The organism is Citrobacter sp. Cpa228 (assembly GCF_030333085.1).
Taxonomy (GTDB): Bacteria; Pseudomonadota; Gammaproteobacteria; order Enterobacterales; family Enterobacteriaceae; genus Citrobacter; species Citrobacter pasteurii.
This window is the reverse complement of record NZ_JAOWGQ010000052.1, coordinates 93,562-106,505: the sequence shown is the minus strand read 5'-3', so window position 1 is coordinate 106,505 and position 12,944 is coordinate 93,562. Positions and strand designations below refer to the sequence as shown.

Sequence of the window (12,944 nt, the reverse complement as noted above, 5' to 3'; positions counted from 1 at the left end):
TCAAATATGCTTCAAATATGGCTTATTTTGTTGCATTTTGCAAGCGCGTTTGAAGGAGATAGTGAAATTTACTTCACATTTCTGCCATTTTGAGGGCTTCTTCTTCCTCATAGTATTCAAGAGCCATGGCCAACGCGGATTCATCAAGCTGGGTAAAAGCGGCCTTTAACCCAGCCCAGTGCCCTGAATAGATGCGCAACCATGTCGAACGGTCAACGCTAACCATGCGGGCCAGCGCTGCACCAGCATAGTCTTTATAGGTTTCATTATTTCTGGCTGCTGCAATTTCCTGCCCTGCAAGCCATACCAGGCCTATAAGTTTCTTTACTACGCGCTCCTGAAGCAAGGTTTCACCCAGGCATTTCTGATAAGTCTTCCATACGTATTCGCACATCATCTCCTGGTGTTTATAGCTCAGGTCAAAGCCGTAGCAGTACCGCAGCCAGGCCTGCTGGTATCCACTAAGCGCAGAAACTGCCCGGCGCCACGGCGCGGACTCAAATTCCGCATCTTTAATCGGCGGCATTGGCCTGCGGCGGCTGCGCGTTTCCAGCACATACAGTGGCGCGGCCAGCGAGTTAACAAATCGAGGCCCCTTCTCTCCCTCGAGTTCGACAAGATGAATGCCACGGCGCGGGGTGGCATTTTTGTCTGCTGGTGGGTGTTCACTGAAAGCCTCAAGCTGCCCTTTTGTTCCCCCAGAGAGGTCTGGTAGCGCGCGGCGCAATTCTATTCTTACAAAATTAAGGTCTTGTTGATTCATGCTTCTTTGCGCTCCATACACTTAAGCTTTCGCAATTACGCCTATCGCCAGCGCCCGATCCATAAAACGCAGTAGCAGCTCAAGCTGCGTACCATGCTTCTGCTCGAATGCCGGTACATCGGCGTGTAACTCGTCGTGGCACTCTCTGCACAGAGGGATCACGAAGAGGTCATGGGCTTTTGTTGCTGTACCACCCATACCATGCCCTACGATATGGTGCGGATCATCTGCTGGCCGTCGGCAACACTCACAGGGTTGTGTTTTTACCCAGCGGGTGTAAGTCTCATTTACCCAGCGGCGTCGCTTTGGCCTGAGCATGAAAGATTCTGGAGACTCCGGATCAACAGAGAGCGTGAGGATCTTCTTCGCCTTCTCCTGCACGAGGCTGGTTGCAGAAGCGGAAGGCACAATGTCGCTTTCCCTCATAACCGAGCGGATCTTCTCATCCGGAAGGCGTAGCCCCTTGTGCGCAACGCTTTCCGGAATAACATCAGCCAGGTCGTTTCTGACCATCCACCAGCACAGTTCCGGAAGCGTCAGGACATGCGACTCGGGAAAACCAGAATCACGCTGAATGACTTCCAGAATCCAGGATACCAGGTTTCCTGCCGCTATACCTGCAAGCTGTTCGGTATGCTGCCCGGACAAAGTGTGATCGCAATGCCAGCACAGGCGAATACTTCCTGGTGGGTGCCGCATTGTTGTGAAGTTCTTGTCGTGCCACGATGAATGTGGCCACTGGCATTCAAACCGATTACTCAACCATTGCTCAAGTGAAGGAAGCCCACCGGCACGCTGAATAACCCGATCATTCTCGAAGACCTGCCGCATTACCGGATCATCAGCCAGCGGCTGAATGGCGGCGGGAACAGCTCCTGTACTGAATGACGCCATTTCTTCTGGTTCAGGCTCAAGCAGAACGCGACCGCGCATGAAGAGGTGCATTAATTCCGCGCCGGGACGAAACAACACAATCCCCATGCGATGGGCGACTTCAGGAGTTAACAAAGCCCTCACGCCGCCTGCCCCCCTGCAATATGTTCAGCCCACAAACCACCAATCCAGCGTACTCCCTTGGCAGTGAAACGCGTCTGGCTGAATGCGTGATTGGATGTGCTCGATGTTCCCGTCTTAACTTCAAATCTTCCCGCGGAAATGTGCTGCGCCATGGGGGTAAGTGTACCGCCGAGGCGATACAGGATATTGCGTTCGATAAGGAACAGACGAAACTCAGTTTCTTTTGCGTTAAGCAATTTGGCTACCTGCCGGAATGACATGGAGCCTTTTGCAGAGCAATAACGATCAACAAACTCCACTTTTGGCGCCGCGGCTGCCAGTTGGATGGTCAGTTGCTCTTTCTGCTCGGCTAAATCAGCAGCCAGGCGAAGCGCTTCCGGCAATGAACGGGGAACACTGACACTCTGCCCTTCTTCCAGTTCCTGCCAGCGATCGACGACCGCAGCGGTAAATTCAGGTGATAATCTGGCAACAATCACCAGAGAGTCGCGTTTGTTAAAACGATACTCCTGGTACACATTACCGTTATGCTCAAAATCGAACTGCGCCAACGGCGCGGTTAAAATTCCCGCAGCAACAAGACGCTCAGCCGAGCGTTTCACGTCACTGTGTTTACTCTGAACCAGATCCGCAATATCACGGCTGGACATTGTTACTACACCATTCACGATTAACTGGCTCATACTTTTCTCCATATCAGGCGGCTGCACCCGCCGGTTCATATCTGCTGATCGTTATCTCTACCCGACCTTTCGGCACAACGGGTCCCCATTCCACCAGCATGCGCTTAATCTGGCTGTCGTCTTCCCAGACACCCGCATGCGTCAGCGCGTCAAACAGGGCTTTGTTGTAATTATCGATATCCCGGCGGCGCGCATCCGGCGGGTACAGGGTGATTTCTACTGCTGCAAGTTCAGTCGATGGCTTTGGAAGGCGTCGTAATTGCTCAATGATCGCCACGCAGGCAGCGCTCTGGTATTTACGGCCATCAGCGCTAATGAGGTGACGACCGGCCAGCGGCCCCTTGTTAGGGGCGCGCCAGTATGTGTTCACGCTCGGAGGAAAAGGCAGGATCAGTTTCACGCGGCCTCTCCCCTCATACTGCGAACAAGTTCAGAAGCTGCAGTAATGATTTCGCTGGTGGCCGTCCGCTCCAGCCAGAGTTGATTGATATTGGCTTTCAGTTTGTTCTGCTGTGATTCATTCAGCATGTCAGCGCCATCAACCTGGTCGAATACAATTCCAACCTCCAACGGCCAGATACGGGGCTCGGGAAGCGGATCCGCCACTGGTTTAGCTTTCTCACGGATGTGCATGCGGATGTGGCGAATATTGGACCAACCGGAAACATCCAGGCTTCCCATAGCTGCAATGAAATCAGCACTGTTCATGCCATATTCACCGGATGCTTCAAGGGCAACAGTGCGAATACGTTCCGACATACCCAGGCGCGCAGCAGCGTCATCGAATTGAATCGACAACAGCCACTCATCCACACCGAACAAAATACTCTCACGAATAAGCAGCTTCGCTTTGTCGATCGTTAATGGTGATACCTGAGTGAATTCCGGTGCTTCGACAGAATCCGCCGCCCAAGTATGCCCAAACTTCGATTCACTGAATGTGTATTCTTCTTTATCGCCGAACGCAGCTCTAACACATGCCCACGCTTCGACACCGCTGATATCAAAAATATCTTTCTGGGTGAGTGGCAACTCTGTTTCTGGCTTACCGGCTACTGTTGGTGTGGACGTTGCTGGTTGAGGTTTGCTGGTGGCAAATTGTGCCAAAGCCATAAACGCACGCCCTTTTGCCTCCAGTTCTGTACGGTTGATATAGCTGAAACGCTCGCCACGCCATGACTTATCGAATACAGCTATGGCACCGGCAAAAAACGCGCTGGTGGGCTTCTGTTTTTCGTCAGCAGGTATAAACCACACAGGCAGATCGAACCCAATGCGCCCACGGATGAATACGATGTGATCGGCATCTTCCGGCCACCACGTTTCGCTCGGCGCAGCTTTTATCAGGAATACATAACGCCCGCCCTTTTCGCGCTGGGCTGCTGCGTAGTTCATGATGTGCGTCATGCCGGTGATCGCCTGTTTCTCGTGGTACTGCGAACGGCTATACGGTGGGTTGCCATAACCAGCGCCACCCAGTTCTGCAAGACGTTCAGACCAGTCCTGCGTCAGCGCATTATCTTCGGCGGTGTACCATGCCGGGCACTTCGCGTTGTCGTCGTCAGCAAACAAGTCCAGAACTAATGGCCCAAATAGCGCATTGATACCCCAGAAAAGCAGATCCGGTGTCCGCCACTGATCGCCTACTTCTTTCAATTCGTGGGCTGGTTGGCTACGTAGTGCCGCCAGCGCCTGGCAATATTTGTTTAACTGCATCCTCTGAACCCCGCAGGAATCTTTGTATCAACCGGACCAAAAGCCATCACATCGCGCTTTTTCGCCCCCCAGTCAGCGCGTTTAGGCCGTCCCTTCTGATCCCAGCGGGTAGCGCTTTGCAGATAGCTCTCGAATTTCTTCGGGCCGAACAGCGTTTCCGGGCGCATGTACTGGTACTGCTCGTCGTTCTCGTGCCAGTGCTCATGCTTCAGGTCGATAACCAGTTGCAGGTCTGCAACGCTGTATCCCTCACGCAGTCGGGCACGAATGTTCTCCAGGGATGTTTTTGATTTCTGATACCGGGATCCGCTTATCTGGTTCAAATGGGACAAAACCAAAATCGCCTGGTCAGTAATCACGACTTCAGGGTCTGGTTGCGCCGCAACCGGACAAGAGGGTTTTGAAGTTACTTGTGGATCTTGTGTTGATTTTACTGACGGATCCCCGCCAGATTCTGACGGGTCAAAACCGCCTTTTTTGCCAGATTTCGACGGGTCAGTTTTTGAGGCGTCAAAATTTGATGCGTCAGATTTTGACGTGTCAGAATCTGACAGTTGAGAAAATGCGGCAGCCTGAAGTTTCGCCACATTCAGGCGGTACACGTTTGACGCATTACGGTTACCATTACGGCGCTGTGTACGCGTGAGCCAGCCATCTTTTTCAAGCTTAGCGATTGCCGTTCTGATAGTGCTCGGCCCAGCGCCAAGCTGGCGAGCGATAGTTTCAATGGACGGCCAGCACACCCCCTCATCGCTGCTAAAATCAGCCAGACGAGCCATGATCGCGACACTAGACAACTTCATGCCCGACGCCGCGCAACCATCCCATACGTAGCCGGTTAATTTAGTGCTCATGATCGTCCGTTATCTCCCTGAACTTTTGCCTGAAATGCTCAAGTGGGCTGAAGCATTCGTGTGGGTAGCCATCACGCAGGTAGATAACGCGCTGTGTTTCTGGCTCCCAGCGGATAACACGGACTGGCACTCCACGGTGGTCTTTGAACCTTCGGTTAAGTTCGCGCACAGGCGTTTTGCCCTCCGGTAGTAGACCCCCACAATTACAGAGGCCTGACTGTGGTTACATGACACCCAGCGATTTGATACTTTGCATTCATACCGAAACAGCGGAAGACCCGGAACCGGGATCATTCGTAGTTGCGGTAAGTGAGGATTTACGATTAAATTGCTCATGCGGATTATTTCTCCATACTCGAAGAGTTGTTCGCCAAGGCGCCCGGAGCTGCACACTCGCGGGCGTCACTCTTTTCAGCGACACAAAAAACTCGGTAAAGCAGCGTGACGTGCTCCTGGAACTTCGCGATCACCTGGTAGCTGTTTTCCTCAATCTGGGCGCGTTCCTCTGCATCGATAACCCCGTCAGCGGTTGCCTTACGCACGAAGGTTGAATGACGACCAATCCACTCGATAGATTCCATCAGGCGCTGGTTAATATCGGCGTTATCCAAATCATCAACATCTGCCAGCGGTACGAATACGCCCTGAGAATGGCGCGCAACGGCATCAGCAATATGAGTCGAACCACCAGCACGCTGTAGAACCATCGCCCAGCCCAATGGGAAGATCTGATCGCCGTCAACTCTGAGGCGGTTAAACAGCGCGTTTTCTGTTACCCCCAACCATTCCGCCGCTTCGGCGTAGCCACCAGGCAGGTCGGTAATCGTTTTTTTAATTGCGACCACCAGCCAGGCTGGCTGACGTTCAACTTTCCAAATAGGTTCATTACCCACGGTTAACCCCTTAATTTTGTGGTTTTGTATCTGTATTCGCACCTGTACAGTTCGAATATCGATGCGGGTAAAGAATTTCTAGCTCATTGATTTTTCCTGAGAAGAAGCTGACTAGTCGCTCAGCTATATCCAGGGAAGCAATTTGCTGTCCTCGCTCTATCCGACTTAGATTTCCCGGGTCGATATCGACACCTTTTGCGACATAGGAAAGAGTCATACCTTGCGATTTACGCAAGATTCGTAACGGTGATTGCATATACCCTCCTTTAATTGCGTAATGCGCATATTAATTGGAACATACGACTTGCGCAAGTTGCTTTGCACATCACGCAAAAACAACATGTAATAGGCGCATGAATATTGGAAACCGCATAAGAGAACTTCGCACTGCGAAGGGCCTGAAAATCGCTGATCTTGCAGAGGCTGTCGGTGTCGACGGCGCAAATATCTCTCGCCTTGAAACCGGCAAGCAGAAGTCATTTACTGAACAATCACTTAGTAAATATGCTGAAGCTTTAGGCGTTAGTGTCGCTGAGCTATTTACTCCTAGTGGAAATGCAACTACTGTATATAAAAACAGTATAACAGCCCCACATATTGGAGATGACTCGGTGTTTAGAGTGGAAATTCTTGATGTTAGCGCTAGCGCTGGCGGAGGCTTTATTCAAGGTAGCGACGTTATAGATGTCATCAGATCCATCGAATACAACAACGAGCGTGCTTTATCCATGTTCGGTGGTCGGGCAGCTGAGCAAGTGAAGGTAATCAACGTTCGTGGCGATAGCATGGCAGAGACTATTGAGCCTGGCGACCTGATTTTCGTTGATATTTCAATACATGAATTCGACGGCGATGGTATATATGTATTTGGTTTTGATGACAAAATATATGTTAAGCGTTTGCAGATGATACCAGACCAATTGCTAGTAATATCAGATAACCCAAAATATCGAGAGTGGTCTGTCGATAAATCGAATGAGCATCGTTTTTATGTCTACGGGAAAGTAATGATAAGCCAATCCCAGTCATTTAAACGCCACGCCTAGTCTATATATCCTTTCAGAAACCGCCAGTCAGGCGGTTTTTTTTCGCCATGACAGTTGCATTTTACGCAATTTATTACTTGCGCAATACGCAATTTGGATTTATCGTTATTCACATCAACAGCGAACAGGCAGGACGCCCACGAAGTAGCCGCCGGTGGCATATGAATGACCGGATGATTCGCAGGCAACAAAAAAGCGCCCATCAGGACGCTTCGCTCTTTAAAAATCTGGATATCCCTTAACACCAAAACTACTGCCGTGCTTTCGGCCTTGGCGTGGGCATTGGCCGAGGCGGGACGTAACTATCAGGCCTTGGCTCCTCATGAATTGTGCTGTGTGCTTTCATGTTAGCCCTTATTATTTTCCAGGCCGGGGCGGCATTGGCTTTGGTGGAACATGAAACGGCTCAATTGGTTTGCTCATGCGTACGATCCTTGTGCTTATTATTTTTTAGGCTGAGGTTTCACTGGTTGTGCAGGTGGCTTTTTCGGTGGCATGTGGTCATTTGCAAATTTGCTCATCTGTTTTTCCTCAAAGTCTTTCTTTCGCGGCGAGTCACCGGCTAACAATGACATGCACTTCTGAAAGAAAGTTAGATTGTAAGTGGCGGGAAGACTGAAATAAAGACAGGCTTTTAGATATGCCGCGTTCTCCAATGATCGCCACGGGTTGTTGTCTGTGTCCTGGGCTTTAATGAAGCGGTCGGTTAGCTCTGGATCTGATAAAGATGGTGACTCAGCCAGTAGCCTTTTGTATTGCTTCATTTGCTCTTTAGAAGACCCCGCCTCCTGTCCGAAATGATAAACAAGCTGTAGAACTGAAAGGACCGATACAAATACCCCAAAAACGAAATAGTTGTTAAATGAAGAAAACACCGAGAAGCCTACGACAATAAGCACCAAAGTAATTAGCTTATCTATTCTCGTAAGCAGGGTGTAATTCATTCTTTCCAAGGTATATGAATAATAAATAGCAAAATTGCAATCGTCCCTACTCATTTATCACCTCATTTTTCAACTTATTCCCCTAGCTTCGGGGGTGGTTTAGGTACTTGCCGGGGAGGCATATGCCTCTCCTCGTAATCATCCGGTTTACTCATTTCATGATCCTTTTGTGTTGTTGGGGATATCCAGATTAACCGAATCCTTGTTGTTGGGGAATAGCAGGATCCACCGCGCCTGATGTGGTTAAAAGCAGGCCAAAGCAATAACAAGTAACTCCCTGTTCTGGCGGCCCGGTGTTTTCCCGTTTGTCCGGTAACCGCCAGCCTTTTTCAGGGCACTACAGAAAAGGGCATCACCGGGCGACGGGCTCATAACCCAATCCACCCGGGCAAAAGAAAGCGGTCTCTGCAAGCCGCCGACCAATGCAGGTGCCTTTCTCTGTTGTGTATGGAGAAAGTTCGGCGGTTGCAGCCGCCTTCACGAGGGTAAAAGCATGAGTAATGACCGCATGACCGTAGTGCCAGATTTTCTTGGCGAACTGGATGCCGGCGTGTTCATGAACAAAATCGCGGCAGCACTTAACACCACCGCGCTTGGCGTTCTGAACAACGGCAACAAAGGCAAAGTAGTCCTCACATTTGATTTTGAGCGCATGGGTAATTCCGTTGAAGAGAAGCGCGTCAAGATCAAGCACAAGCTGAACTACAGCACCCCTACACCGCGTGGTAAAGCCTCCGAAGAGGACACAACCGAAACCCCGATGTGGGTCAACAAAGGCGGGAAGCTCACCATCCTGCAGGAAGATCAGGGTCAGCTGTTCGGGATCACTGGCGCGGTGGATGGAAAGCTTAAAGCGGCTCAGTGATCCGCAACAACAAACTCACTGATACCACTTTGATCATCAGTTAATAAGGAATTTTTATGTCTCAGTTAGACAGCGGTACCTTCAAGCAGGTCAAAGACCTGGTTCTTTCCGGTTATCACCTGAATGATATTCATGGCCTGGCTTGCCCGACCGCATTACTGCCAGAGGGTACTGGCGTTGAAAGCCTCGAGCGCTTTTCTCTGGAGCGTTTCCGCTTTCGTGGCGCAATGACCACAACCAGTATTGACGACTTCGCACGTTATTCTAAAGGTTACGCCAGCGACAGTGAGCCAGCTCGTTGCTTCATTGACGCTGACAACATGACCGCCCGTTCAGTGTTCAACATCGGCACCCTGGATAATCCCGGCCACGCCGATAACGTTGCTTCCATCACCCTGAAGAAAACCGCCCCGTTCCGCGCGTTACTGCAGATCGATGGCCAACGTCTGAAGCAAAAACAAATCGCTGAATGGCTGGAAGACTGGAGCGATTACCTGCTGGCGTTTGATGCTGATGGCAATACGATGCAGATTTCCCAGGCCGCTCAGGCTGTGCGTCGTATCACTATTCAGCAAGCAACACAGCAGGACCATGAAACTGGTGATTTCGCTGGTAAAAAATCGCTGATGCAAAGCGTTGAAGCAAGCAGCAAAGACGTAATGCCTGTGGCGTTCGAGTTCAAATGTGTGCCGTATGAAGGTCTGGGCGAACGCCGCTTTAGCTTGCGTAACAGCCTGCTGACCAGCGACGAACCCTGCTTTGTACTGCGCATCGTCCAACTTGAAGCCCAGGAAGAAGAGATCGCCAACGAATTCCGCGATTTGCTGATCAGCAAGTTCGAAGGTGAATCAGTGGAAACTTTCATCGGTAACTTTAAAGCCTAATTGCTCTGCATTAAATCCCCGGCGCCACGGGGATTTATTGAAGCGTAATTCCATTAATTATCGCCATCCGGCGAGGGATTCGTGCAACCAAAATCTGCGCGGTGCAGCGCGCCAATATGGAGAAAACCATGAGCTACATTCAGACATTATCCGGTAAAAAATTTAACTACCTGACCGCCACAATCGACGATATCGATGTTGAGGATATCGCGACTGCTCTTTCCAACATCTGTCGATTCGCTGGGCATCTGCCAGAGTTCTACAGCGTGGCCCAGCACTCTGTGCTTGTAAGCCAGATTGTGCCGCCAGAGTTCGCCTTTGAAGCGCTGATGCACGACGCTGCGGAGGCATATTGCCAGGATATTCCAGCCCCGCTCAAAGCCTTGCTGCCTGACTACCAGCGCATAGAAACTTATATTGATGGTCTTATCCGCTTTAAATTCGGTATCCAGCTTGAGCAAGCTGCCGTCGTGAAATATGCCGATCTAACCATGTTAGCTACCGAGCGCCGTGATCTGGAAATCGATGACGGCTCGAAATGGGAAATTCTCGAAGGTATTCCCTGCTCTGATCTCGTTCAGGTTATCCCTCTCCGTCCTGGTCAAGCCTATGGCCTGTTCATGAACCGATTTAACGAACTGGTGGAGCTGCGCCAATGCGCCGCATGAAGGTAAAAGAACTCGTTGCGGAGGCTTTTGCCTCCGTTGCTGAACTGCCACCAAAGCATGCACCGCTTATGCGCGAAGTCGCCACCAGACTGGACGCTACGTTCGCAGCATTAAAAGAGTCTCTGGTGCAACTGGAACAGGAACGTAAAGGTAAAACGCCATGACCGTATTTGAATATCTCCAGGCTCACCCCAACGCCACCAGCGCTGAAATAGCTAAGGGTTTAAACAAAAAGACAGCTTCGATCGCTGGCGCATTATCGCAACTCTATGGCACCGGCCGGATCGTGAAGTCTGGTGTTCGCAAGGGCATTCCAACATACCGTGTTAACGATATGCCGTTTGGGTGCAGTAACAGCCTAACCATGATGTTTAACCAGCTATTGAATAGCGCCAGACAGGGAGCAGCCCAATGAAAGCACTCAACAAACAGGCGTTGCGTGAAGCGGCGGAGAAGGCGACAGCAGGGAAATGGGTTGTTGAACTCGGCGATGAGGTTTACGCCGTTGATGGCAATGACAGCGAGCAAATTGCCATGGTGTTCAGTGACAACGGACGGAGTGATGCTGTATTCATAGCCGCAGCAAGTCCCGTAGCAGTGCTGTCTCTGCTAGATGAAAACCTCCAACTACAGCGCGACAAGGATTCCCTTGAAGCAGTTGCGATTGCTATGCGTGACGATATGCGGGATGCGCGTGAAAAGCTGGAAGCAGCAGAGAAGCGCATAGCAGAACTCGAACGTAGTGAGACGCAGCTTATCAATGAGCGCGATGATGCAGAATCAGCCATGAACGATGCCTATAAAGCCGTAATGGGTCAGGCACCAGAATGGAGTAATTGGTTTAGCTTTGCTGATGCAATAGATGAAATTGAGTTGGCGTGCAGACTTTGGCGCAACCAAACAGAGGACGTAATCCAGTTCCGCCAGCGCATAGCAGAACTGGAGGCGCGGACGGTCAACCTACCAAAGCGCAGCGTCGGTGAAGTCATGCACATGAGCGGATTTAGCCGTGATTATGCTGAGGGTTGGTGTTCTGGTAATGACAATGCGATCCACGAAATACGCGCCGCTGGCATCAGCGTAAAGGAGAAGTGATGGGAAAGGTAACTTTTGTTGTCGATTTCAAGGATGGCGCAGAGACTGTTGTATCAGCGGCAACCGAGATTCTCGGTGGGCGTCTTTCGGCTGTTCTGTGGGCCGACTACCGCGATGATTTCTTCTGTCCAGAACAACGCGATGTAGTTATTGAGGCCTTGAATGAATTGGCTTGTGATGAGGTCGAGGAAGACTGCCATTCAGAAATCATCAAAAAAATGGAACTCATGACACTATGACCACTATTACCAGATCCACCAAAGAGCAGTTACTCAAGCGGCTGGAAGAGCAGATGTCGTCAGCACGCTATGCACTGGGCTTTGTGCAGGATAGTGAAATCCTGCGAGATATTGAAATGGATTTGCGTCTTGCTGAAATCGCAAGGGCATCGCTTACCGCCGAACCGATTGGCGCATTCCACATTTCAGATCAGCAGGTGGAAGGAACCTCGGATTATATCAAGGATGGTGAGTGGCCCATCGATAACGGCGTCATTGAGGTCTACACCGCACCGCCAGCGCCGGAACCGATGAAAGACCATCAAATCCGCGAACTGGTAAACGACCTGCGCGATATTGCCGTGGAGTATCACGGAACACAGCAATTGCGAGAACGCATAGCTCGAACCGTCCGCTCCGCCATGCTTCAGGCTGGCAACTCTCCGGTAACTCCAGATGGTTTGGCTTTGGTGCCTAAGAGGCTAACCGCCGAGAACGGCGCAAAGGGTGTGCTGTCCGGTGAGTTTTCAGAAACGAAATTTATAAACTGCCCAGAGTGTTTTGGTGATGATGAATGCGAAACATGCGACAGCAGCGGTCGAATTGAGATAACAGTGCCAGTCAGTTGGACGAACATCAAAGCCATTTGGGCTAAAGGTGTCGAGCATTTCGAAGCAGCACCTCAGCAGGAGAATGTATAACGTGAACAATTTAATGATCGACCTTGAGTCCATGGGCAAAAAACCAAATGCCCCTATCGTCTCCATTGGTGCCGTGTTCTTCGATCCGCAAAGCGGTGAACTGGGTCAGGAGTTTTACACCGCCGTTAACCTTGAAAGCGCTATGGAGCAGGGAGCGGTGCCGGATGGTGACACTATTCTGTGGTGGTTAAGACAAAGCTCAGAAGCACGATCAGCAATCTGTGTTAATGATGCGATGCCGATATCGTATGCCCTATCTGAACTGAGCCATTTCATTAATCGGCATTCTGATAACCCCAAATATTTAAAAGTTTGGGGCAATGGAGCTACTTTCGACAACGTTATATTGCGCGGAGCATATGAGCGTGCCGGCCAGGTTTGCCCGTGGCAATTTTGGAATGATCACGACGTCAGAACCATCGTCACATTAGGCAGAGTTGTAGGTTTCGATCCTAAGCGTGATATGCCATTTGATGGGATAGCACATAACGCGCTGGCTGATGCCCGCCACCAAGCGAAATATGTTTCAGCGATTTGGCAGAAACTAATCCCAACCACCAGCAACAGCTAAAATTTTCCCCGGGTGCAGCCGGGGTA

At 50.6% G+C, this 12,944-nt stretch carries 20 protein-coding genes; 10 read left to right on the top strand and 10 right to left on the bottom strand.

What is annotated here, in order from left to right:
- Positions 1-73: 73 nt before the first annotated feature.
- From OGX91_RS15730 to OGX91_RS15690, 9 genes are all read right to left on the bottom strand, one after another.
- Positions 74-763 carry a bacteriophage antitermination protein Q gene (locus OGX91_RS15730; protein WP_286626772.1) on the bottom strand — a complete coding sequence of 230 codons (690 nt, stop codon included), beginning with the start codon at positions 761-763 and terminating at the stop codon, positions 74-76.
- Positions 764-784: 21 nt separating this feature from the next.
- Positions 785-1,780 (bottom strand): DUF968 domain-containing protein, encoded by a 996-nt coding sequence (locus OGX91_RS15725; protein WP_286626770.1) that lies wholly within the window; start codon positions 1,778-1,780, stop codon positions 785-787.
- Positions 1,777-2,463, bottom strand: coding sequence for a phage regulatory protein/antirepressor Ant (locus OGX91_RS15720; protein ID WP_003034743.1), 687 nt, complete (start codon positions 2,461-2,463; stop codon positions 1,777-1,779). Before OGX91_RS15720 ends, OGX91_RS15725 begins: the two co-directional genes overlap by 4 nt.
- Before the next feature lie 13 nt (positions 2,464-2,476).
- The gene (locus OGX91_RS15715; protein WP_000767088.1) at positions 2,477-2,863 is read right to left on the bottom strand and encodes a RusA family crossover junction endodeoxyribonuclease; all 387 of its coding nucleotides are present in this window, start codon (positions 2,861-2,863) and stop codon (positions 2,477-2,479) included.
- Positions 2,860-4,179: a phage N-6-adenine-methyltransferase gene (locus tag OGX91_RS15710; RefSeq protein WP_286626768.1), complete on the bottom strand. Its 1,320-nt coding sequence runs from the start codon at positions 4,177-4,179 to the stop codon at positions 2,860-2,862. The genes OGX91_RS15715 and OGX91_RS15710 overlap by 4 nt, the downstream gene beginning before the upstream one ends.
- Positions 4,170-5,033, bottom strand: a complete 864-nt coding sequence (locus OGX91_RS15705; RefSeq protein ID WP_286626767.1) for a conserved phage C-terminal domain-containing protein — start codon at positions 5,031-5,033, stop codon at positions 4,170-4,172. The genes OGX91_RS15710 and OGX91_RS15705 overlap by 10 nt, the downstream gene beginning before the upstream one ends.
- Positions 5,023-5,202, bottom strand: a complete 180-nt coding sequence (locus tag OGX91_RS15700; protein ID WP_003034732.1) for a DUF4222 domain-containing protein — start codon at positions 5,200-5,202, stop codon at positions 5,023-5,025. The genes OGX91_RS15705 and OGX91_RS15700 overlap by 11 nt, the downstream gene beginning before the upstream one ends.
- Before the next feature lie 172 nt (positions 5,203-5,374).
- Complete coding sequence (locus OGX91_RS15695; RefSeq protein WP_286626765.1) at positions 5,375-5,926, bottom strand: YmfL family putative regulatory protein; 552 nt, start codon at positions 5,924-5,926, stop codon at positions 5,375-5,377.
- A gap of 10 nt (positions 5,927-5,936) precedes the next feature.
- Positions 5,937-6,182, bottom strand: coding sequence for a helix-turn-helix domain-containing protein (locus OGX91_RS15690; protein WP_125112482.1), 246 nt, complete (start codon positions 6,180-6,182; stop codon positions 5,937-5,939).
- A 97-nt stretch (positions 6,183-6,279) separates the two neighbouring features.
- Between OGX91_RS15690 and OGX91_RS15685 the strand changes: the two genes are divergently transcribed.
- On the top strand, positions 6,280-6,972 hold the full coding sequence (locus tag OGX91_RS15685; protein ID WP_125112483.1) for an XRE family transcriptional regulator: 693 nt from the start codon (positions 6,280-6,282) through the stop codon (positions 6,970-6,972).
- 443 nt (positions 6,973-7,415) lie between these two features.
- Here OGX91_RS15685 and OGX91_RS15680 read toward each other — a convergent pair whose 3' ends face one another.
- On the bottom strand, positions 7,416-7,970 hold the full coding sequence (locus tag OGX91_RS15680; RefSeq protein ID WP_286626763.1) for a hypothetical protein: 555 nt from the start codon (positions 7,968-7,970) through the stop codon (positions 7,416-7,418).
- Between the two features lie 439 nt (positions 7,971-8,409).
- Here OGX91_RS15680 and OGX91_RS15675 point away from each other — a divergent pair, with 439 nt between their 5' ends.
- From OGX91_RS15675 to OGX91_RS15635, 9 genes are all read left to right on the top strand, one after another.
- The gene (locus OGX91_RS15675; RefSeq protein WP_001515608.1) at positions 8,410-8,781 is read left to right on the top strand and encodes a YfdP family phage-associated protein; all 372 of its coding nucleotides are present in this window, start codon (positions 8,410-8,412) and stop codon (positions 8,779-8,781) included.
- 56 nt (positions 8,782-8,837) lie between these two features.
- Positions 8,838-9,665 (top strand): YfdQ family protein, encoded by an 828-nt coding sequence (locus OGX91_RS15670; RefSeq protein ID WP_106902745.1) that lies wholly within the window; start codon positions 8,838-8,840, stop codon positions 9,663-9,665.
- 128 nt (positions 9,666-9,793) lie between these two features.
- A complete protein-coding gene (locus tag OGX91_RS15665; protein ID WP_286626760.1) occupies positions 9,794-10,333 on the top strand; it encodes an HD family hydrolase in 540 nt (179 codons plus the stop codon).
- A complete protein-coding gene (locus tag OGX91_RS15660; RefSeq protein WP_001253786.1) occupies positions 10,321-10,497 on the top strand; it encodes a hypothetical protein in 177 nt (58 codons plus the stop codon). Before OGX91_RS15665 ends, OGX91_RS15660 begins: the two co-directional genes overlap by 13 nt.
- Entirely contained in the window at positions 10,494-10,748 is a 255-nt protein-coding gene (locus OGX91_RS15655; RefSeq protein WP_048220741.1) for a hypothetical protein, read from the top strand. The genes OGX91_RS15660 and OGX91_RS15655 overlap by 4 nt, the downstream gene beginning before the upstream one ends.
- Positions 10,745-11,428 (top strand): ead/Ea22-like family protein, encoded by a 684-nt coding sequence (locus tag OGX91_RS15650; RefSeq protein WP_286626759.1) that lies wholly within the window; start codon positions 10,745-10,747, stop codon positions 11,426-11,428. Before OGX91_RS15655 ends, OGX91_RS15650 begins: the two co-directional genes overlap by 4 nt.
- Positions 11,428-11,667, top strand: a complete 240-nt coding sequence (locus OGX91_RS15645) for a hypothetical protein (RefSeq protein WP_286626758.1) — start codon at positions 11,428-11,430, stop codon at positions 11,665-11,667. The genes OGX91_RS15650 and OGX91_RS15645 overlap by 1 nt, the downstream gene beginning before the upstream one ends.
- A 116-nt stretch (positions 11,668-11,783) precedes the next feature.
- A complete protein-coding gene (locus tag OGX91_RS15640; RefSeq protein ID WP_286626830.1) occupies positions 11,784-12,347 on the top strand; it encodes a hypothetical protein in 564 nt (187 codons plus the stop codon).
- Position 12,348: 1 nt separating this feature from the next.
- A complete protein-coding gene (locus tag OGX91_RS15635) occupies positions 12,349-12,918 on the top strand; it encodes a 3'-5' exonuclease (protein ID WP_286626757.1) in 570 nt (189 codons plus the stop codon).
- Positions 12,919-12,944: the final 26 nt, after the last annotated feature.

Coding starts and splice junctions, on each gene's coding strand:
- OGX91_RS15730 (WP_286626772.1), bottom strand. CDS start 763: ATGAATCAACAAGACCTTAATTTTGTAAGAATAGAATTGCGCCGCGCG.
- OGX91_RS15720 (WP_003034743.1), bottom strand. CDS start 2,463: ATGAGCCAGTTAATCGTGAATGGTGTAGTAACAATGTCCAGCCGTGAT.
- OGX91_RS15710 (WP_286626768.1), bottom strand. CDS start 4,179: ATGCAGTTAAACAAATATTGCCAGGCGCTGGCGGCACTACGTAGCCAA.
- OGX91_RS15705 (WP_286626767.1), bottom strand. CDS start 5,033: ATGAGCACTAAATTAACCGGCTACGTATGGGATGGTTGCGCGGCGTCG.
- OGX91_RS15690 (WP_125112482.1), bottom strand. CDS start 6,182: ATGCAATCACCGTTACGAATCTTGCGTAAATCGCAAGGTATGACTCTT.
- OGX91_RS15685 (WP_125112483.1), top strand. CDS start 6,280: ATGAATATTGGAAACCGCATAAGAGAACTTCGCACTGCGAAGGGCCTG.
- OGX91_RS15680 (WP_286626763.1), bottom strand. CDS start 7,970: ATGAGTAGGGACGATTGCAATTTTGCTATTTATTATTCATATACCTTG.
- OGX91_RS15675 (WP_001515608.1), top strand. CDS start 8,410: ATGAGTAATGACCGCATGACCGTAGTGCCAGATTTTCTTGGCGAACTG.
- OGX91_RS15670 (WP_106902745.1), top strand. CDS start 8,838: ATGTCTCAGTTAGACAGCGGTACCTTCAAGCAGGTCAAAGACCTGGTT.
- OGX91_RS15665 (WP_286626760.1), top strand. CDS start 9,794: ATGAGCTACATTCAGACATTATCCGGTAAAAAATTTAACTACCTGACC.
- OGX91_RS15660 (WP_001253786.1), top strand. CDS start 10,321: ATGCGCCGCATGAAGGTAAAAGAACTCGTTGCGGAGGCTTTTGCCTCC.
- OGX91_RS15655 (WP_048220741.1), top strand. CDS start 10,494: ATGACCGTATTTGAATATCTCCAGGCTCACCCCAACGCCACCAGCGCT.
- OGX91_RS15650 (WP_286626759.1), top strand. CDS start 10,745: ATGAAAGCACTCAACAAACAGGCGTTGCGTGAAGCGGCGGAGAAGGCG.
- OGX91_RS15645 (WP_286626758.1), top strand. CDS start 11,428: ATGGGAAAGGTAACTTTTGTTGTCGATTTCAAGGATGGCGCAGAGACT.
- OGX91_RS15640 (WP_286626830.1), top strand. CDS start 11,784: ATGGATTTGCGTCTTGCTGAAATCGCAAGGGCATCGCTTACCGCCGAA.